This is a genomic window from Dactylosporangium aurantiacum (assembly GCF_000716715.1).
In the GTDB taxonomy this organism is placed as follows: domain Bacteria; phylum Actinomycetota; class Actinomycetes; order Mycobacteriales; family Micromonosporaceae; genus Dactylosporangium; species Dactylosporangium aurantiacum.
Window position 1 is genome coordinate 24,616 of record NZ_JNYJ01000026.1, and the last position, 18,414, is coordinate 43,029.

General features: G+C 70.4%; 19 protein-coding genes and 2 pseudogenes. 6 read left to right on the forward strand and 15 right to left on the reverse strand.

What is annotated here, in order from left to right; translation table 11 throughout:
• Positions 1-207 precede the first annotated feature (207 nt).
• Positions 208-642 carry a hypothetical protein gene (locus tag OP18_RS27810; protein ID WP_156089832.1) on the forward strand — a complete coding sequence of 145 codons (435 nt, stop codon included), beginning with the start codon at positions 208-210 and terminating at the stop codon, positions 640-642.
• 182 nt (positions 643-824) lie between these two features.
• Here OP18_RS27810 and OP18_RS27815 read toward each other — a convergent pair whose 3' ends face one another.
• The 5 genes from OP18_RS27815 to OP18_RS27835 form a co-directional block, all read right to left on the reverse strand.
• The gene (locus OP18_RS27815; RefSeq protein ID WP_156089833.1) at positions 825-1,874 is read right to left on the reverse strand and encodes a hypothetical protein; all 1,050 of its coding nucleotides are present in this window, start codon (positions 1,872-1,874) and stop codon (positions 825-827) included.
• Positions 1,871-2,371 carry a SigE family RNA polymerase sigma factor gene (locus tag OP18_RS27820; RefSeq protein WP_033362070.1) on the reverse strand — a complete coding sequence of 167 codons (501 nt, stop codon included), beginning with the start codon at positions 2,369-2,371 and terminating at the stop codon, positions 1,871-1,873. Before OP18_RS27820 ends, OP18_RS27815 begins: the two co-directional genes overlap by 4 nt.
• Positions 2,372-2,588: 217 nt before the next feature.
• The gene (locus tag OP18_RS27825) at positions 2,589-3,224 is read right to left on the reverse strand and encodes a LysE family translocator (protein ID WP_033362028.1); all 636 of its coding nucleotides are present in this window, start codon (positions 3,222-3,224) and stop codon (positions 2,589-2,591) included.
• A gap of 48 nt (positions 3,225-3,272) precedes the next feature.
• Positions 3,273-3,488 (reverse strand): GNAT family N-acetyltransferase, encoded by a 216-nt coding sequence (locus OP18_RS62615; RefSeq protein WP_052387450.1) that lies wholly within the window; start codon positions 3,486-3,488, stop codon positions 3,273-3,275.
• 99 nt (positions 3,489-3,587) lie between these two features.
• Positions 3,588-4,151 carry a dihydrofolate reductase family protein gene (locus OP18_RS27835; RefSeq protein WP_033362029.1) on the reverse strand — a complete coding sequence of 188 codons (564 nt, stop codon included), beginning with the start codon at positions 4,149-4,151 and terminating at the stop codon, positions 3,588-3,590.
• A 453-nt stretch (positions 4,152-4,604) separates the two neighbouring features.
• On the opposite strand from OP18_RS27835, the pseudogene OP18_RS60880 reads away from it, so the two are divergent.
• Positions 4,605-4,712: pseudogene (locus tag OP18_RS60880) on the forward strand (IS5/IS1182 family transposase); the annotation flags it as partial.
• Positions 4,713-4,873: 161 nt separating this feature from the next.
• Here the strand turns inward: OP18_RS60880 and OP18_RS55595 are convergent.
• From OP18_RS55595 to OP18_RS27850, 4 genes are all read right to left on the reverse strand, one after another.
• Positions 4,874-5,374, reverse strand: coding sequence for a protein-tyrosine phosphatase family protein (locus OP18_RS55595; RefSeq protein ID WP_211273698.1), 501 nt, complete (start codon positions 5,372-5,374; stop codon positions 4,874-4,876).
• Between the two features lie 163 nt (positions 5,375-5,537).
• Positions 5,538-6,101 carry a dihydrofolate reductase family protein gene (locus OP18_RS27840; protein ID WP_033362030.1) on the reverse strand — a complete coding sequence of 188 codons (564 nt, stop codon included), beginning with the start codon at positions 6,099-6,101 and terminating at the stop codon, positions 5,538-5,540.
• 23 nt (positions 6,102-6,124) lie between these two features.
• Positions 6,125-6,559: an SRPBCC family protein gene (locus OP18_RS27845; protein ID WP_245635542.1), complete on the reverse strand. Its 435-nt coding sequence runs from the start codon at positions 6,557-6,559 to the stop codon at positions 6,125-6,127.
• 32 nt (positions 6,560-6,591) lie between these two features.
• Positions 6,592-6,954: an ArsR/SmtB family transcription factor gene (locus OP18_RS27850; RefSeq protein ID WP_033362072.1), complete on the reverse strand. Its 363-nt coding sequence runs from the start codon at positions 6,952-6,954 to the stop codon at positions 6,592-6,594.
• Positions 6,955-7,031: 77 nt separating this feature from the next.
• Between OP18_RS27850 and OP18_RS55600 the strand changes: the two are divergent.
• Positions 7,032-7,229, forward strand: a pseudogene (locus OP18_RS55600) (helix-turn-helix domain-containing protein); the annotation flags it as partial.
• Between the two features lie 121 nt (positions 7,230-7,350).
• On the opposite strand, the gene OP18_RS27860 reads toward OP18_RS55600, so the two are convergent.
• Both OP18_RS27860 and OP18_RS27865 read right to left on the reverse strand, forming a co-directional pair.
• On the reverse strand, positions 7,351-7,881 hold the full coding sequence (locus OP18_RS27860) for a tetratricopeptide repeat protein (RefSeq protein WP_156089834.1): 531 nt from the start codon (positions 7,879-7,881) through the stop codon (positions 7,351-7,353).
• A 322-nt stretch (positions 7,882-8,203) separates the two neighbouring features.
• Positions 8,204-9,631 (reverse strand): DUF2079 domain-containing protein, encoded by a 1,428-nt coding sequence (locus OP18_RS27865; protein ID WP_052387451.1) that lies wholly within the window; start codon positions 9,629-9,631, stop codon positions 8,204-8,206.
• A 165-nt stretch (positions 9,632-9,796) separates the two neighbouring features.
• On the opposite strand from OP18_RS27865, the gene OP18_RS27870 reads away from it, so the two are divergent.
• From OP18_RS27870 to OP18_RS55605, 3 genes are read left to right on the forward strand one after another with little or no spacing between them, the layout of a single operon-like run.
• Positions 9,797-10,483: a response regulator transcription factor gene (locus tag OP18_RS27870; protein ID WP_033362034.1), complete on the forward strand. Its 687-nt coding sequence runs from the start codon at positions 9,797-9,799 to the stop codon at positions 10,481-10,483.
• On the forward strand, positions 10,480-12,147 hold the full coding sequence (locus OP18_RS27875; RefSeq protein WP_156089836.1) for a sensor histidine kinase: 1,668 nt from the start codon (positions 10,480-10,482) through the stop codon (positions 12,145-12,147). Before OP18_RS27870 ends, OP18_RS27875 begins: the two co-directional genes overlap by 4 nt.
• 53 nt (positions 12,148-12,200) lie before the next feature.
• Positions 12,201-12,515 (forward strand): STAS domain-containing protein, encoded by a 315-nt coding sequence (locus OP18_RS55605; protein ID WP_081971184.1) that lies wholly within the window; start codon positions 12,201-12,203, stop codon positions 12,513-12,515.
• On the opposite strand, the gene OP18_RS53175 is transcribed toward OP18_RS55605, so the two are convergent.
• The 4 genes from OP18_RS53175 to OP18_RS27895 form a co-directional block, all read right to left on the reverse strand.
• Positions 12,483-14,021 (reverse strand): sensor histidine kinase, encoded by a 1,539-nt coding sequence (locus tag OP18_RS53175; RefSeq protein WP_162189846.1) that lies wholly within the window; start codon positions 14,019-14,021, stop codon positions 12,483-12,485. The two genes, OP18_RS55605 and OP18_RS53175, sit on opposite strands and share 33 nt — an antisense overlap.
• 400 nt (positions 14,022-14,421) lie before the next feature.
• The gene (locus tag OP18_RS27885) at positions 14,422-15,726 is read right to left on the reverse strand and encodes a hypothetical protein (protein ID WP_156089838.1); all 1,305 of its coding nucleotides are present in this window, start codon (positions 15,724-15,726) and stop codon (positions 14,422-14,424) included.
• Positions 15,727-15,737: 11 nt separating this feature from the next.
• Entirely contained in the window at positions 15,738-17,357 is a 1,620-nt protein-coding gene (locus OP18_RS27890; protein WP_033362037.1) for a hypothetical protein, read from the reverse strand.
• Between the two features lie 532 nt (positions 17,358-17,889).
• Positions 17,890-18,393: a hypothetical protein gene (locus OP18_RS27895; protein WP_156089839.1), complete on the reverse strand. Its 504-nt coding sequence runs from the start codon at positions 18,391-18,393 to the stop codon at positions 17,890-17,892.
• Between the last annotated feature and the right edge of the window lie 21 nt (positions 18,394-18,414).

The following is an 18,414-nucleotide window of genomic DNA, read 5'->3' on the forward strand; positions in this document are numbered from 1 at the left end:
GGGTACTAATGCAGGCGACAACGGCCCGCTCCCTCCGTGCGGAGCGCCGGGCGACGGTGGTGCCGGCGCGTTCACGCCGATCGTTCTCGCTCCGCGCGACGCATCCAAGAGGAGGAATGCCAGATGGAACGGTGCAGGGTGTTGCGTAGGGTGGGGGCAAGGGTCAGCGGCGGGAGCCGCCCGCCGGGGGCGGGCGTCCAAGCGGGTGTGCGACCTCTGCGTACGGCGCTCGGACTGGTCGCGGTGACGCTGCTGGCCGGGTGCTCGGGTCAGGCGACGCCCGCACCGGCCGGGCCCGCGTCCCCCGCGGCGAGCGCCGCCTCGAGCGTTCCCGGCACGCCGGCGGGCAGCGCCCGCACCGGCGGCACCGGACCGCACCCGACCGCCGCGCCGACGCCGAGCCTGCCACTGGATCCGGAGAACCCCCAGGACCTCCGCGGCGCACCCATGACGATCACCGGCACGGTGCACACCCGACCGGGCTGCGTGATCCTCGACGCCGGCGCGGCCCGCTGGGCGCTGACCGGCCCGCTCGCCACGACCCTGCGCGACGGTGCCACCGTGACGGTACGGGGACGACCGACGGCCGTCCCGGCCGGATGCGGCGCCGATCACGCCCTCGACGTGCAGCAGCGCGGCTGACCCGACACGCTGTGACCGGCCGCGCCGATGGGCCGGGCGGGCGTCGTGGCGGTGCGGGCCTACCCGCGGATCGAGCGTGATGTGGCTCAGGGAGTCGGCGCGTGTGCTCAGCGGCATGTGTGTGGACTTGACCGGCCGCACGGCAGCCCGTGCCCCCCGTCACCGGCGAACCGATGACGGTCTCAGCCCGGCGTCGCCGGGAGCCAGTGCTCCGGCATCGAGATGTCCGGGGCGGACCGGACGGCCTTGCCCACCGCCAGTACCTCGGCTTCGGTCGCGCCGCGGGAGGTCGTCATGGCCAGGGTCAGCTCGCCGAACTCCGGCAGTTGCAGCTGCACCCCGTCCTCGGCGGGTACCAACGCCGCCGGCCAGCCGGCCACCTTGCGGTCCAGCGCAGCGGCGTCCTTGGTGCGCGGCTCCCGTTTCACGACGATCATCATGATGCGGTGCGCCGTGCCGGTTTGGCTGTAGGTGATGGTCGCGCCGTCCAGGGACGCCCGCTGTTGTTCGGGCAGCAACCGCAGCGAGACGTCGCAGTCCTCCACGGCGTAGCCGGTCGGCAAGGCGACGGGCGCGGCCGGCGCGGCGCAGTGCGTGCGACGGTCGAGGCGGACGTGCTCGGCCAGCTCCATGGCGAGTGCATCGCTGCCGGCGGTCACATGCATCCACACCCCGGCACCGTCGGCGATCTCCCACACCACCCGGTGGAAGTCGCCGGAGCGGTACAGCGTCGCCGTGCGCTGCCCCACGGTGAGCGTCTGTGTCGACTCCGCGGCTTCGATCGGCGTCGGCTTGTCCAGCAGCTGCAGCTGGGCGCTGGCCCCCCGACCGTCTCGGAGCAGCAGCCCCGGCTCCGGTCCGAACCGCGCGCCGTACAGGTTGTACGCGGCAGGGATGGCATCGAGTGCGAACGGCAGCTCGTCCGGGTCGCCGGCGGTTACCTCGGCGCGGCTCGGCAAGCCGGACGCGTCGGTCGTGGGCAGCCCGGGAACGCCGGGCACGACGACGAGCGGGGAGACACCGACCGGCATCGACGGCTCGCCGTGGTTGCGGTACACCGCGATACCGATGACCAGTGCACCGGTCACCACCAAGGCGGTACTTCCGGTGGCCAATCGGCGCGTCGCGATCCGGCGTCGGCCTCGCCTGACGGCGCGCTGCGCCAGGACGGTGAGGTCCGCCCGGCTTTCGGCACGCTCGCGAAGTGTCTCGGTCAACAGTTCGTCGATCATGTCCCGCTCCCAGAGGTCGAGGTGCTCGGTGCCGGGAAATGTCCCCGCAAGGTCGCCAGCCCGCGCATGGCATGGGTCCGGACGGTCGCCGTGGAGCACGACAGGATCTCGGCGATCGCCGCGTCGTCGAGGTCTTCGTAGTACCGCAGGACCAGGACTGCGCGCTGTTTCGGCGGCAGCTCGCGGATGAGGCGCCACATCGCGTCCCGGTCGGCCACGGCCTGCTCATGGTCGCCGCCGCCGCGGCGATCGGGGACGGCGTCGATCGTGACTTCCCGGTTCGTCAGCCGCCGCCACCACGAGATGTTCGCGTTGACGAGCATGCGGCGCACGTACACGTCGGGGCGGTCGGCGGTGCTGATCCGGTGCCATTTCGTATATGCGCTGGCCAGCACCTCCTGCACAAGGTCCTCGGCCCGGTGCGGGTCGCCGGCCAGCAGGCAGGCAAGGCGAAGCAGCGCGGGCCCGCGGGCGTACACGTACTCGTGGAAGTCCATCTTCCGAACAGACGCATCCAGCGGCCGCAACCGTTGACCCATCACGCGGTATATCGCCGGCAAGGCGTGATCTTGCTGCACGCACATCGCCAGATCCAGGCGCCCGCCAGCGCCGAACGCCGGCCACGAGGCGTTGCCGCTTCCGGCGGCCTGACGCGCTCGGGCTGCGGCCATGAGCGCACACCGGCCGGGATGTGGCCGGCGTCGCGCGGTGGACTTACCTGGTGGTGGTGAACGCGAGCCGGACTCCGAAGCCGATCAGCACCGTTCCGCTCACCCCGCCGATGAGGCGACGCGTGGCCGGCCGGGAGAACACTCGACGGGCCGCGGCGACCAGGTTCGCTACGGTGAGGAACCAGGCGGCCGTGATCACGACGGCGATCAGTGACAACGCCAGCATGGGGATGAGACCGGCATCGGCCGGGAGAAACTGGGGCAGGAGCGCGACGAAGAAGATCGCTGCCTTGGGGTTGAGCGTGTTGCACAGCAGGCCGGCGCGAAACGATCCCCACAAACTTGACCCGGTGGTGCGCTCGGCGATTGCCTCGGATCGGACGTCGTGTGAGCGCCAGGCCGAGCGCAGTGCGTTGACGCCCAGGTAGACCAGATAGCCCGCGCCCACGACCTTGATGACGGTGAAGGCAACGGAGGTCATGGTGACCAGTGCCGCGACGCCGGTGGCGGCGGCAATCGCCCACGCGAAGACCCCGGCGGCCACGCCCAGCGCCGCCGCCACACCGTGTGCGCGCCCGGCGAGGGCCGAGCGGCGCACCACGACGGCGAAGTCCGGTCCAGGCGACATGGCGCCGAGGGCGACGACGCCGCCGAAGGCCAGTACCTGAGCGGTTGTCATTACCGCTCCTCCCTGCGTTCCGTGGCGGCGATCGGGGCCGCCGGGCTGTCACTGTACTGCGGGCTCACGGAGCACCTTCCTCAGATAGGCTGCTGACTCCTCGTACCTGAGCGCGATGTAGAACGGCGCCGCCCGTCGGGTGGCAAGTCCGACGAGGTTGCAGGGGCGGCTCACGGCCCACCGTTCGAATGCCTCCATCAACGTCCGGCCGACATCGCGCCCACGAAACTCAGCGCGAACCAGGATTTCCTCCACGGCAGCCACCGGCCCGGGAGAACGGGAACGACTGTGCGAGGTGACTTGCAAGCTCGGCTACCGCCGCGGCGTCGCTGCTGGCGGCACGCCGCACCGCAGGGGCGTCGCTCACTGCCCACCAGGGCGGTAGCGGAGGTAGACGACGCCGTTTCGGAACCGGCGCTCCTCGAGGAGCTCGAGGTCGGCGCGCATCCCGGTCGGCAGCCCTGGCTTACCCCCACCGACGACAATGGGCCAGACGAACAAGTGGCACTCGTCGAGCAGCCCGGCCTTGAAAGCCTGCGCCGCGAGGTTGGCGCCTCCGATGGTGAAATCGCTGCTGGCGGTGGCCTTCAACGCTTTCACTGCGGCCGGGTCGAAACGGCGTTCGATTCGGGTGTCGGCAGTCGAGACTTCGGTGAGGGTGCTGGAGTAGACGACTTTGCTCGCCGCCTGCCAGGCGCTGGCGAAGTCGGCCGTGAGGTCCGACGTGGCGGCCAGCGCGGGGTCGGTCTCCCAGTGGGCCATCGTCTCGTACAGGCGCCGCCCGTACAGGAACGTGCCCACGGACCGCAGGTGCTCGGTGTAGAGCACGAAAACCTCGTCGGCCATGGGGAGCCAGCCGAACGCGCCGCGTTCGTCTTCCATGTAGCCGTCGAGCGACACGTTGTTCATGTAAATCAGCTTTGCCATGCCTCTACCTCTCAATGAATCAGCTACAACAGCCGGACGTCCACCAGGGCGGGCGTCCAGCTTGGTGAACGCCCGACGCCGGCCCTCCTCGCCGGGCCGCGTCAGATGTCCGGGGAGCCACTGGCGGATCTCCAGCCGCGTCCGCCCGTCAGCATCGTCGTGGAACTCGACCCGCGGTCTCGTCTCGAACGGCTCGGCGCCCTGCCGCAGCCCGCCCCTGACGCGCGCGACACCGTGATCGGCTTGCGCCCGGCGAGCTGAGAACGCCGCACTGATTGGCGCCCGCTGCCGGAAACCCCGTCACTTAACCAACGTGTTAAGTGTAATGAGCGCGAGTGCTGTCGTCAACGATCAAGCGCTGGACCGGACCGGTCCGATGCCGTGATGTTGCGGGACAGGATCGCCGGAGTGTTTCGCCGACGGGTTTCGAGGCGTGGTGAACAGCCGCCGTGGATCGTGCCGGACGGGCTGTGGCAGCGCATCGAACCGCTGCCGCCCAGGCCCGTGCCGCGGGATCCGCGGCGTCCCGGACGCAAGCGGATCCCCGACCGGCTGGTGCTGGACTGGTCCAGGAGTCATCGACTCGTCTCACGTGCGCGCCGCTCGTCGTGGCCCAACAGCGGCCCGAGTCCGGTCCGCCGCGCCCGAGCGGGAAGCACCACGTCCGGACCGAGAGCGCCGGCATCCCGTACCGACACGTCAGGTGACTTTGTCAGGACCTCTCAGGCCGCATCGTTGCGGTTCGCCGCCACTACTTGGAGAAAGTTGCGCTGGCGCCGTGACTCAATGGCTTTAGGGTGATAGGTCGAGCGGACCCAGGCCAGCGCTTCCTGTGCTGTGCTGCCCTGGAGGATGGCCATGGCGGCGAGGGCGGTACCTGTACGCCCTCTCCCCCCAGCGCAGGCCACCTCTACACGCTCCGACCGTTCAATCCTGTCCAAGGTTCCGCGTAGCTGCTCAATGGCCCGCAACGGGTGGCGCGGTGCTGCGAAGTCGGGCCAATCCACGTGCTCGTACGGCCATTCCGGCACCCAGCGCGTCAACCCCACCAGCAAGCGCCCGTACAAGCTTGGCTTATCGAGCGGGTGTCCAAGCAGATAGAGGCCAAAATCAGGCGCGGGCACCGGCGCGCCGGTATTGCGCAGGCCCCGGGCGAGCACCACGCCACCTCGAGGTAGCAGCACACCGGTTCCGTTGCCGTGGCCGCCGCTGTCGATCGTCACGAAGGCTCCTTACGGTCATCGCCGACTTCAGGTCAGGCCGCGCAGTACCCAGCCGTGCCGTCGCCACGCACTCCCACACATCTGCGGCTGGCCAGACGCTCGGCTCGGACGTCGACACGCTGCGTCTCGCTGCTGGCGCCACGCCGCACCGCAGGGGCGTCGCTCACGGTCCCACAGGGCGGTAGCGGAGGTAGACGACGCCGTTTCGGAACCGGCGCTCCTCGAGGAGCTCGAGGTCGGCGCGTATCCCGGTCGGCAATCCTGGCTTACCCCCACCGACGACGATGGGCAGGATGAACAGCTCGCACTCGTCGACCAGCCCTGCCTGCCAGGCCTGCGCCGCGAGATGTGCCCCTCCGACCATCAGGTCGCCGCTGGCTGTGGCCTTCAGTTCACGGACGGCGGCGGGGTCGAAATGGCGTTCGATTCGGGTGTCGGCAGTCGAGACGTCGGTGAGGGTGCTGGAGTACACGACTTTGCTCGCCGCCTGCCAGACACCCGCGAAGTCGGCCATGAGGTCCGACTTCGCCGCCAGCGCGGGGTCGGTCTCCCAGACGGCCATCGCCTCGTACAAGCGCCGCCCGTAGAGGAACGTACCCACAGGCCGTAAGAGTTCGGTCTGGAACGCGAAGACGTCCTCGTCGATGGGGAACCAGGCGAACGCGCCGCGTTCGTCTTCCATGTAGCCGTCGAGCGACACGTTGTTCATGTACACCAGCTTTGCCATGCCTCTACCTCTCAATGAATCAGCTACAACAGCCGGACGTCCACCAGGGCGGCGTCCAGCTTGGTGAACGCCTGACGCCAGCCCTCCTCGCTGGGCCGCGCCAGATGTCCCGGAAGCCACTGGCGGATCTCCAACCGCGTCCGCCCGTCAGCATCGTCGTGGAACTCGACCCGCAGCCTCGTCTCGAACGGCTCGACACCCTCCTGCAGCCGGCCACTGACGCGCATGACACCGTCGATCAACTCGCCGTCGACGACGTCGGTGAGGTCGACGTGGATGTGCACGCGAAGGCCGGGGTCGGAGGCGTTGACCTCGGTCCACCGCTGAAAGCCGCCGGGGCGCACGTCGAACTCGATCTCCTCGCGCGGCAGTGAGTTGCCGGTCGGACCCCACCACGCAGCCAGGTGGTCAGGATCGGTGAAGGCTCGGTAAACGAGCTGCCGCGGCGCGTCGAACACACGCGAGATCGCCAGCTGCGGAGTCGTCGCTCTCATTCCATCTCCCTAGGGTCGTTGGCCGCCCGCTCAGCCGCTTGCACCGCGGCGAGGTGGGCGTCGAGGCGGGTGAGGGACGAGTCCCACAACTGCCGGTAGCGCTCGATCCAGTCGGCCGCCTCACGCAGCGGGGCCGCTTCGAGGTGACTCGCGCGCCACTTGCCCGACCGCGACCGCGAGATGAGCGCGGCGCGCTCAAGCACCTTCAGGTGCCGGGACACCGCGGGCATCGAGATCGACAGAGGAGCGGTGAGCTCGGTGACCGTGGCGTCGCGTGCAGCCAACTCGGCGATGATCGCCCGCCGAGTCGGGTCAGCGAGCGCCGAGAACACCGCACTGAGCTGATCGGTGCCTGCCATCGGAAACCCTCCCATTTAACCAACATGTTAAACGTATAGAGTCGCGAGCTCCGTTGTCAACGGAGGAGTCAACTGCCATGCGCGCTCGACTGGCCGGCATCGCCCAGCAGGCCGAAGTCAGCGAGGCCACGGTGTCGCGGGTGCTCAACGACCGCCCCGGCGTGGCCACGCAGACCCGGCAGGCCGTCCTCACCACCCTCGACATGCTCGGTTACGAGCGCCCGGCCCGGCCGCGCAAGCGCCGCGCGGGGCTGGCCGGCCGTGGCGCACCCGATGGCGCTCGGGCACCGGCGGATCGGGCTGATCACCGGGCCGGACCGGCTCGTGCCGGTGCGGCGAGAGCTGGTCGGCTGGCGGACCGCCATGCCCCTGGCCCGTCGCGACGTGGTGGGACGATCAGCGGGAAGCTCCGCCGTCGGGGGTCCAATAGCCATTGCGTAGGGCGGCGGCGTAGTTGCGCAACGACCGAGCGCCAGCCGCCAGGTCGGGGTCGTCGATACGCTCGACGGCGAGATCCACCATCAGTGCCAAGGCCGGTGCCGACCGCCCAGCGCTGTACATGGCAAGAGCGAGGTAGCACTGGATCACCGCGTCCTCGGGAAAGCGCCAATGCCCCTCTCCGAGAAGCTCGACCGACTCCTCCATCCGGCCCAGGTTGCGCAGCGTGCTGCCACGGCCCGCGAACGCGTGTCGGAGCTCGTCGCCGTCGAGTCCGGCCTCGAAGGCCGCCTCGTAGAACGGCAACGCCAGGTCCGGCCGCCCGCTGAAGTCGAGCGACCGGGCGCGGTGGAACATCGCGATCGGTGCGTCGGGGTTGTGTTCGAGCAGCGATGCAAAGAAGCGGACCGTCGGCGCCGGTGCATCCCGCCGGGCTTCAGCCCAGGCATTCGCAGCGGTCCGGCGCAGGTCCTCGGTGGACAGTGACACAGGTTTCTCCTGACTCGGGCTGGTACGCACGCGCGCACCGGACACCGATTCCTAGAACCGGGGCCAGGTGCGGGAAAGAGGACGCAAAGCCGGAGTGACCTCGACGGCTTGCGATGGTGGCTACGATCGGCCACTGACAGGACGGTAACACGGATCGGCCCGGTGCCGCGATGGCCCCTCGGCGAGGCTAAGGCGAGGATCGCACGGCGCAGGCGGTCGGCGGAGCCCTTCATGGGCTGGTGGTCGAGCATGTCGAGCAGCGCGGCGACGGCCGGTGACAGGTCCGTCATGGACGCATCGTCCACCTCGGCGGGGTACGGATTCATCGCCCCGCCCCGGGGCCGGCGTGTGCCGGGCCCCGATGGTAGATCGCGACGCCGCCCCGGCGGGTGACGAGCTCGTAGCCGCGGCCCGGCAGTGCCGCAAACGCGGCGCGCTGGTCCAGTGGGATCAGCGCCGGGTCGGCGAAGTCGGTGACGGCGACCCATTCGGGACGCAGCGCGCTGTCCGGGTAGTTCGGGTACAGGTAGACGGTGCATCGGACGGTGAGCTGTGCGGCCAGGAGGTTCGTCGCGGCGACGACGGCGCCGTCCGGGATCATCTCGAGCGTGGCACGGGTCGCGGCCGCAGCGGGATCGGATCTCCACGTCGAGGGAACCACCAGTCGTCGCAGCGGCAGCGTCGTGGTGCAGGCGAGGGCCACGACGACGGTGAGCGCGGGCACGGTCCGCGTCCACCACCGGACCGTGGCGTTCGGGTGGGTCCGCAGTGCCGCGAGTGCGTGCAAGAGCGCGACGAAGATGACCGGCATGAGTATGGCGCTGTACTGAAACTCGGTTCCCCAGTACATGTGGTTCGTCGACCAGAAACGCCAGGCGAGCGTCGGCGCCGCGAGCAGGAGCAGCGGTGAGCGTACGGCGAGGAACAGCGTCGGCAGGAGCAGCCAGAGGATCGTGCGGAGTTTGACGCCGGGAGTCAGCAGCCGGGTCAGCGGGTCCTGGGCACTCGCGCCGGTCTCGTAGGGGTATGCGTGCCCTGGGTTGAACGCGGGGATCACCAGACCGACGATCACCAGTCCGGTGATGACGGCGAACGCGACGACCGCCAGGCCCAGCTTGTACTGCCGCCGCAGGATCAGGTAGCCGCCGAGCGCCGCGACGGTCGCGGGCAGCTCCTCCTTGACGAGCACGAGCGGAAGCGCCCACAGCGCCGCGGCGTGCCAGCGGTGCTCGGCGAGCCGTACGAGCGCGCAGGCGAGCAGCGGCACCGCGAGGCAGATCTCGTGGAAGTCGAACCCGACGGCCTCCTGCAGTCCCCAGGACAGGCCGTAGGCGATGCCGATGCCGAGGCCGCCGGTCGGGCCGGTGACCCGCATCCCGTGGCGGGTGACGGGTATCGCCGAAACGGCCAGCATCAGCGCCTGGGCCACCAGGAGGGTGATCGGGCTCGGGAAGATCCGGTACGCCGGGGCGAGCAGCATCAGCAGCGGATGGAAGTGGTCGCCGAGCAGGTGGTAGCCGGGGCCTTTGAGCTGCGACACGGGAGCTTGCAGGTGTGCGTACGCGCGAATGGCTTGTTCGAAGATGCCCAGGTCGTAGCCCGCCGTCTGGATTCGCAGGTGCCGCGAGACCGACAGCGTGGTGTAAGCGGCGAACAACGCCGCTGCCAGGGCGTACGGCAGCGCGCTGCGGCGATCGAATGACCCGACGCTGTCGGCGCGCGCCGGCGCGTCGGCGGTGGTGATACTCATGCCCCTGCTCCTTCCGCAGGCCGGACCGTCCGGCGCGGGGACCCTAGGCAGGGATCTGTGCGGAAGCCGTGGGGAACCCGTGTCGATGCGTGGCGGGTGGGCGGGGCAACGAGTTCCGTGCCGGTTCCCCATCGATTCCGCATGATTGGGTCGCAGAATGGGCACATGAGCGCGCGTGTCCTGGTCGCGGAGGACGATCCGAAGCAGGCCCGTCTCGTGCGGGTGTATCTGGAACGCGACGGCCACGACGTGCTGGCTGTCGGCGACGGCCGCAGCGCGATCGAGCAGTATCGGGCCCGCAGGCCCGACCTCGTCGTGCTCGACGTGATGATGCCGCACGTCGATGGCCTGGACGTGTGCCGAATCCTGCGCGCGGAGTCGGCCGTGCCGATCCTGATGCTGACCGCCCGCTCGACCGAGAACGACCAGCTGCTCGGCCTCGATCTGGGCGCCGATGACTATCTGACCAAGCCGTACAGCCCGCGGGTGCTGGTCGCGCGGGTGCGCGCCCTGCTGCGCCGCTCCGGCGCGGTCGCCGCGGCCGACCAGCCGGTGCTGCGCGTGGGCGGCCTGGAGGTGGACGCCGGGCGCTTCGAGGTACGCGTCGACGGGGTCGCGGTGCAACTGACGGCGAAGGAGTTCGGCATTCTGGAGGTGCTCGCCGCCGCGCCGGGCCGGGTCTTCACCCGAGCGCAGCTCATCGACCGCGCCTTCGGGTTCGACCACGACGTCCTGGAACGCGCCGTCGACACGCACGTCGTCAACCTGCGCCGCAAGCTGGAGACCGACGTGTCGCGGCCACGCTTCATACAGACCGTGTACGGACGCGGGTACCGGATGGCCGAACAGTGAGCCGACGACCGCTGCCGACCCGCCCGATGAGCCTGCGCACGCAGGTCTTCCTGTTCGTGACGCTGGTGGCGGTGAGCGCGGTCGGCGCGACGGCCTGGCTGTCGGTGCGGCTGACCTCCAGCCAGCTGGACCGGTCGCTGGCCGCCGCGGCCGCACAGGATTGGGCGTTCGTCGACACCATCCGCCTGTACGGCCAGAACCACGGCATCTGGGAGGGCATCTCCGAGGTCATCTACGCCCGTTTCCGAACGGATCCGCACCGGCAGCGGATCCGGCTGACGACCGCGGACGACCACGTCATCGTCGACACGGAGGCGCTCGCCGAACGCACCGCCCGGCCGGTCGCCGCGCGGCCGGTCGAGATCGACCCGCGCCCGTGGCTCGCGCTGCGCTGGACCGACTATCCGGACGATACGGCGCGGCAGCGTCGCGTGGTGGATGCCATCGCGCAGTACCGGCGGACCGTCGGGGTCGCCACCTGTCTGACCCGCTCCTGGGGGCCGGTGATCGTTGAACGCGACGCGGAAGACGTTCCCCGGCTGACGGGGCCGGACAGTCGGGCCGATCCCGCCTGCCACGACGCCGGCGTCACCACCGCAGTCGAATCGGCGCAGGACACCGCCACGGTGAACGCATGCTCGATCCCCCTGTCCATCACCTCGCGCTGCCTCGACAAGGCGTTCACCACGCGGATCAGCGAGTTCTCGGCCGTTCCGGTGAAGCTCTACCTGGGTGCGATCGACCTGCCGACGCTGCGGTCGGTGCGGGGACCCGTCACGATCGCCGCCGGCGGGGTGATCGTCGTGGCGCTGCTCGGCACGGCCGTGATCGCCGCCCGGATCGTCCGTCCGGTGCGGGCGCTGACCACGGCGTCGGCCCGGGTCGCCGACGGCGAGTTCGGTGCCCGGGTCACGGTCGGGGGCAGCGAGGAACTCATCCGCCTGGCCGCGTCGTTCAACCGGATGGCCGCCTCCCTCGAAGGGGCGGACGAGCGCCAGCGGCGCCTCGTCGCGGACCTCGCGCATGAACTGCGCACCCCGCTGTCCAATCTCCGCGGGTACATCGAGGCCATCCGCGACGGGGTGTTCGAGCCGACCGACGACGTCCTGGCGTCGCTGCACGAGGAGGCGATCCTGCAGCAGCGCCTCGTCGACGACCTGCAAGACCTGGCGCTCGCCGAGTCCGGTGCGCTGGTGTACCACCTGGCGGACCTCGACCTCACCGACCTGGTCGAGGTGAGCGCCCGCGCCGGCCAGGCGGCGGCCGAGCAGTCCGGTGTCCGCATCGTGGTCGAACCGGGGCATCGGCTGCCGGTCCGGGTCGACGCCGACCGGATCCGGCAGGTGCTCGGCAACCTGCTGAGCAACGCGATCCGGCATACCCCGGCCGGCGGGAGTGTCACTGTGCAAGCGGTCGCCGACGGCGACGACGCGGTGGTCACCGTGGCCGACACCGGATGCGGGATCGCCCCGCACGATCTGCCCCACGTGTTCGACCGGCTGTGGCGGGCCGATGCCGCACGGGGCCGGGACACCGGCGGCAGCGGGCTCGGTCTCGCCATCGCGCGGCGGATCGTCATCGACCAGGGCGGCCGGATCGAGGCGGCCAGTGAGCTCGGCGCCGGCACGACGATGACCATCACGCTGCCGCTGCGCGGCCACTGACCGCTGGGCGGCCGCACGGCCGGCCGTGCGGTTGTTCGACAGAGAAGATCACGGTGACGGTCCTCCGGAAGGGCGGGGTGGCCCACGTCGCCGCTGCCGGCGATGTCGACCTGTGCACGGCGCCCGCGTTGCGGGACGCGTTGCGTCGCGCGGCGACCGCCACGAACGGTCCGGTCGAGGTTGACCTGCGCCAGGTGACGTTCTTCTCGTGCGCCGGCGCGGCCACCTCGCCCGACGGTGCGCTGGTCAGAGTCCGCGCCGGGCGATCCGGGTGCCGTCGCGGCGCGAGCGAGGGCGCGGGCGTCGCCGCTGTGCAGCCTGGTCAAGGACGCTGGTCAGGGCTGGTTGAGCGGAAATTCGGCCTGTAGGCAGGTGCCCCGGCCGGTGGCGCTGTCGAGGGTGAGGGTGCCGCCCAAGGCTTCGACGCGGTCGGTCAGTCCGGTGAGGCCTGTGCCGCGTTTCGGATCTGCGCCGCCGACGCCGTTGTCGCGCACCGTCAGACACAGGCGGCCACGCTGAATCCGTACACCGACGCGGACGAGGGTGGCCTGCGCGTACTTGGTGACGTTCGTCAGCGCTTCCGCCACCACGTAGTAGGCCGCGACCTCGACCGGCTCCGGCTGTCGGCCGTCCACCTGCATGTCAAGCTCCACCGGGACGGCGCAGCGGCGGGCCAGCGTGCGCAGCGCGGGTCGCAGGCCGCCCTCGCTGAGGATCGCCGGATGCACGCCGCGGGAGAGTTCCCGCACCTCGTCGACCGTGCCGCTCAACTCGGCGGCGACGGCGGCCAGCTCCTGGCGAAGCTGCGTCAGCTCCGACGGCACGTTCGCCTCGACCCGGCGGATTTCCAAGCCCAGCGAGATGAGTCGCTGCTGGACGCCATCGTGCAGGTCGCGTTCAAGCTGTCGGCGGGTCTGGTCGGCGACGAGTACGAGCCGCGCCCTCGATGCGACGAGACCGGCAACCTGCATGAGCGTGAGCGACTGGCGGATGATCAGCAGCGCGACGACCGCCGTCGCCATCAGGATCTCGACGTTGTCCAGCGGGGTGCCCCGGACGCGCTGCACGATGAACAACACGCCCATACCGGCCACCGGCACGTACGGCAGGAGCAGATGGCCCCAACGGGCGTGCGGGCGCGCCGCCTCCTGGGTCGGCGTCAGCGCGGCGACCGCGACCAGCGCGAGCCCGGCGACGTATCCGACAGTGGCCAGCGGCGGTATGCTCCGCGCGCCCCCGGACACCACGTACGCGAACACGCTGTCCGAGGCCGAAACGCAGAACAGCCCGGCTCCGAGGATGATCAGCTGCATCTGGTTCGCCGCCGACGAGCCTGTGGCGATGAGCAGGATGACGATGACGGTCAGCAGCAGATCGATGACCGGGTAGGCGATCGCGACGGTGTAGGCGAGCGGGGTGGCCGCACGGGCCCGCACCACCGATCTGAGCGTGGTGGCCCAGGTGAGCACGAACACCGCACCCACGACGATGAGCCCGTCGAGGCCCATCACCAGCAGCCTCGCGGGGCGTCGCAGTGCGCCCTGCCCGGGCCGGTCGGTGGCAAGGGCGATGATCGCCGCGATCGCGAACACCGGCAGGATCAGGTATCCGGCGTCCGCGAGCGACGGCGACGGCGGCCCGACGTCGCGGGCCAGTTCGTATCTGGACCAGAAGAGCTGCCCGACCATCCAGGCACACGTCGCGGCGCCCATCCACAGCCGCCACCACCGCTGCGCGCCGGAATGCTGGGCGGCGGTCATCCAGCAGGCAAGGGTTGCGGCGAGTGCGGCGAAGGACTGTCCGGCGTCGTAAGCGAACAGCGACCACCATGGGCTCAGCAGTCCCGAACTGCCCAGACCGGCGACGGCGGCCACCGACGCCGCAGCGGCTGCGAGCAGGGATGACAGGGGTCTGCCCGGCAACTGGGCCGATCCTGACCGAAGATGATCAGAACCACACGCAGGCAACGCTACCGCACCCTCGAGGGTGACCGCCTCGCCCCGCCCGCGCCGCGGTTGGAGCCGCTCGGGCTGATCGACAGGCTGCTGCCGGACGCCGTGACGGCAAGGGTCCGCGCCTGGGAGCGGCATGTCGTCGAGGTGCAGAACGGACTGCCGCCCGGCACATTGCCATGGCCCGGCATGACCCGGCCAGCTGTGGCCTCGCCGTTCGGGACGCGACCGCCGCCGCCGACCTTCTCGGACACTCGCGTGCCTGAGAGCCGGGACGGCGCCGGGTGGCGGCACCCGGACCGGTGCCGCCACCCGGCAGGGATCAGCCGATGACCCGGATCGTGTCGCAACCGTAGAAACTGACGGGACCGTTCGCGCTGTTCATCCGGCCGAACACGCAGCCCGACGTGTCCGTCGGAGTCAACGCGTCCGCGCGGGGACTGAAGTGCAGCAGCGCGTCCTGGTCACCGTCGCGGCTGCGCTCGTCGAGTTCGAGCGCGTCCTCGCGGTGGACCTGCCCGTGGGTCTCCGGTGTGCCGCCGCCGAGCAGGAGCCCGTCAGGCGAGCCGAACCGGACCGACCCGGCGACGATCGTCGTCGCGTCGATCGCGACGGGGTTGCCGTACTCCCCCGCGCGGGTCGTGAGCACCGCCACCGGTAGCGTGCTGCCGTTGCGGTTGACCGGGTTCTGCGCGCTGCCCGGCTGCACGTTGATCGTCACCGGCACCGCGCAGTCCACCGACAGCCGCGCGGTGCGGATGTCGTTCGCGGCGTTGCCGTCGACCACCGACGGCAGCTTCGGTGCCACGGTCGTGCCGAAGTCGATCTGGTGGGTGCCCGGCTGCGTACAGGTCGCCGTGTAGGTGCGCAGCAGCCGCTGCGGTGCACCGACCGGCAGGCTCACCGTGGTGGTGTCGGGCGCCGCCGGCGTGACCGTGACACCGGCTCCGGCGGTGACGGTCCGGGTCACCCGCGCGTCGGTGGGGCCGTCGGCTCCGGCGTTGCCGACGGTGCTTGCGACGGTGATGGTGACCGGCCTGCCGAGGACCGCGAACAGCGGCCCCGAGGGCTCGACCGCGTCCACCGACAGGTCGCTTTCCCGGCAGTCGGGGTCGGCCGGGTTGGCCACGCAGAAGCCGTGGATCGGCGTGGCGAGGTCGACCGTGACGACGTCCTGGCCGAGGCCGACGTCGGCGATGACCATCTTGGACAGGGCGGGTGAGAACGGCACGATGAAGCTGCCCGAGGCGCTCGCCGCGATCCGCAGCTGCCCTCCCCCGCCGGCACCCATCTGCCACAGCGGGCTCCACGCGTTGAGCCGGTCGACGACCGCGTCATCGACGTCGGACAGCGTGAGCCGCAGGATCGGCGGGTCACCGGCGTGCGTGTGGGCCCGTTGCGCGCTCACCGTGGTCGACTCGACCGTCGCCCGGGTGCGGCCGTCGAAGTGGACCCGCGCGACGATCGCCTTCGCCGGGTCGTCATCGTCGAACGCTGGGATCGGGATCGTGTGCGGGTCGGTCGGGTCGGTCGGGTCGGCCGACCCGGCCTGCGGCAGCATCGCGGCCGCCAGCGCCAGCGCCGCCGTGGTCAGCACGGCCGCACCCAGGATTCGTCGGTGTGGCATCGCAGTTCTCCTCAGCATTTCGCGCTCGCGCAGTCACCGAAGATGAGGTTGAATCGCCGGACGTCGGCGGCGCTCGCCGGCCCGTTGTCGTGCATGAGGTCGTCGTTGGCCATGCCCGGGGTGACGTTGCCGGGCTCCGAGGTGGACCAGTCCGGGTCGAACCACCAGTCCACGGGGTCCTCCCATTCCCGGCACGGCACGAGCGGGCCCCGGCCCAGGTTGGGACGGTCGGCAGCGCACCCGTCGTCGCCGTCGATCTCCTCGTACACGTTGGGTGCCACGTCCTGCTGGAAGTAGCCGCCGTAGCCCAGTTCGCAGCAGTACTCGTCGGCGAGCCCGAACGGCTGGTGCCCGGTCTCGTGCGTGGGCACCTGCAGGGCGTCGCTACGGACGTTGGTGTCGACGACGGCGGAGAAGATGCGATCGCCACGCAGCGCGCAGTCGCGCTGGTCTTTGCGGTGCAGGATGGCACCGGCGTCGGCGAACGCATACGCGTCATCCCAGCCGTCCGGCAGGTCGTGCCCGCAGTCCTTGTCGTCGTCGTAGTCGTCGGCCCGTGCCTGCACCGTTGACGGCAGCACCCAGAAGTTGAACTTGTCCTGCGCCGTCAAGAACTGGTCGAAGCCGTAGTACGAGGTGTTGATGACGGTGGCCACGTCTGCCAGGAACCGGTCGTACTGCCCGGTGGGGTAGGTGTCCCGGTCCGACACGAAGACGATGTCGATGCGGCTGGACCGTGGTCCGGTGTACAGCACGGGGACGGCCGAGCCGATCGGTGCCGGTGGGTAGATGGCGACCTTGTGCCATCCGGAGAAGATCGTCGTGCCGCCTTTGCGGAGCCGGCAGCCGTACGCGAAGTCCCGCGGACCGCCGTTCAGGTCGAATGTTCTGGTCAGGGACCCGACACCGGACACCTTCGCCTCGCGGCCCGCGGCGTAGATCTCCACCGAATCGCCGACCACGGTCGGTCTGAGCGCGCCGTCGAGCGCGGTCGCGACGATCGTCACCGGCTCTCCGGGCTTCGGCCACAGCGGGGAGTGCGTGCAACGGATGCGCAGGTTCGGCGCGCTCGGCGGCTCAGTGACGTCGACGCTGAAGGTGACCTCGGCGCGGTCATCGTCGTTGCCGGCGGTGACGATGCTCCACCCGCAGGTGAAGTCGCCGTGGTCGACGGTCGACCCGGTGCAGGGTGCCGCGGAGACCCAGCCGTCGATGGACCGCGAGCCGCCTGGCGACGCGTCGAACTGGTCGTCACCGAAGCAGAACGCGCCGTCCTCGTCCCACACCTCGATCCGGATCGGGATGCGGGCGACCCCGCTGGACGTGTCCAGCGATGCGACGTCGATGCCGTCGGAGAACTCCCAGTCCGGGCTGATGTCCGGGTTGCCTTCCCGCGCGTCCTGGTCCGGCGAGTCCTCGTTGTTGTGTTCGTGGCCGTTGATCCAGACCTTCACGTACCAGTCGATGCTGCCGCAGGCGCCCTCCTCTTCCGAGTTCAGTGCGCGGATGCGTTCGATGGTGACCCGTGCGGTCACGTTCGGGTCGGCGTGTGCGGGTGGGCTGAGGACGGCGATCGTCCCGGCCCCCACGGCGACAGCCGTCAGGACCGCGACGAGGCGTGGTCGTGTCACTGCTTCCTCCCTGTGGCGAGTGATGACCATGCGGCTGGCGGTACTCGGTCCGGGTGAAGGTCGTGCGGAGGCGCGGCGCGACACGGATTCGCCGTTGCGTCATGTGCGGGCGAAGCCGGCGATGGGCATGCTGAAGGCGCCTCCGCCAAGGCCACTGGCGCGGTTACGTCATGGGTGCGACAGCTATGGAACGCTGGACGAACGGGGCCGCGGACCGCCGGCGCCACTCAGCGTAAACGACGTACCACGAGGGCAGTACTCACCGATCGAGTGATGCCGCGACGTCGATCGGCCCGCGTACCGCCGCGTCAAGGACACGAGGTGAGCCTCAGGTCGCGGCACGCGACGCGGTCTCGGCGTTGACAGCCTGCGCATATTCGCTCGGCGACGCGCCGTACAGCGGGATGCTGGTGGCGACGCTGACGTCGCACAGGAACGAGGCGGGCTGCTCACCGGCGGTGAACCGCCGAGCCGGACGGCGCGGGGAGCCCGGTCGGACTCCCCGCGCCGTGAGCCGTGGCGGTGACCCGCGTCAGGAGCAGAGGGCTTCGAGGTCGGCGCCGGCCGCGGCGAGGTCCTTCTCCACCATGGAGACGTCGTTCACCGTCTTGATCTTCGCGAGGTACTCGTCGCTGCTGATCGTGGCGATGCCGCTGGCCGCCTTGTCGAGGGCGGCCTGCATGGCGGGGTCGGAGGCCCCCGCCTTCAGGTCGCGCAGCTGCTTGGCCCAGGTGTCGGTCTGGGTCTTGATAGCCGCCTTCGCCTGCGCCTCGTTGGCGCTGTTGTTCTGCTGCCGTGCCACGATCATGAGACCGATCTGCCGACCGAGCTCAGTCGCGTTCTCCCGGGTGACGATCTTCTCGGCGTTGGCGCACACGGCCTTGGCGTCCGCACTCGCGTCGACCGAAGGGCTCGCAGTCGCCGACCCGGAGGCACTCGTCGACGGGGTCGCGCTGGTGGACGAGTCGTCGCTCGCACACGCGGTGGACGTGCTCACGAGAGCGGCGAGCAGCGCCGCGGTCAGCAACCGTCGCATGTCGGATCAACTCCTTGATGG

Coding starts and splice junctions, on each gene's coding strand:
- OP18_RS27870 (WP_033362034.1), top strand. CDS start 9,797: ATGAGCGCGCGTGTCCTGGTCGCGGAGGACGATCCGAAGCAGGCCCGT.
- OP18_RS27815 (WP_156089833.1), bottom strand. CDS start 1,874: ATGATCGACGAACTGTTGACCGAGACACTTCGCGAGCGTGCCGAAAGC.
- OP18_RS27865 (WP_052387451.1), bottom strand. CDS start 9,631: ATGAGTATCACCACCGCCGACGCGCCGGCGCGCGCCGACAGCGTCGGG.
- OP18_RS27835 (WP_033362029.1), bottom strand. CDS start 4,151: ATGGCAAAGCTGATTTACATGAACAACGTGTCGCTCGACGGCTACATG.
- OP18_RS27820 (WP_033362070.1), bottom strand. CDS start 2,371: ATGGACTTCCACGAGTACGTGTACGCCCGCGGGCCCGCGCTGCTTCGC.
- OP18_RS27885 (WP_156089838.1), bottom strand. CDS start 15,726: ATGCCACACCGACGAATCCTGGGTGCGGCCGTGCTGACCACGGCGGCG.
- OP18_RS27850 (WP_033362072.1), bottom strand. CDS start 6,954: ATGGCAGGCACCGATCAGCTCAGTGCGGTGTTCTCGGCGCTCGCTGAC.
- OP18_RS27840 (WP_033362030.1), bottom strand. CDS start 6,101: ATGGCAAAGCTGGTGTACATGAACAACGTGTCGCTCGACGGCTACATG.
- OP18_RS27825 (WP_033362028.1), bottom strand. CDS start 3,224: ATGACAACCGCTCAGGTACTGGCCTTCGGCGGCGTCGTCGCCCTCGGC.
- OP18_RS27895 (WP_156089839.1), bottom strand. CDS start 18,393: ATGCGACGGTTGCTGACCGCGGCGCTGCTCGCCGCTCTCGTGAGCACG.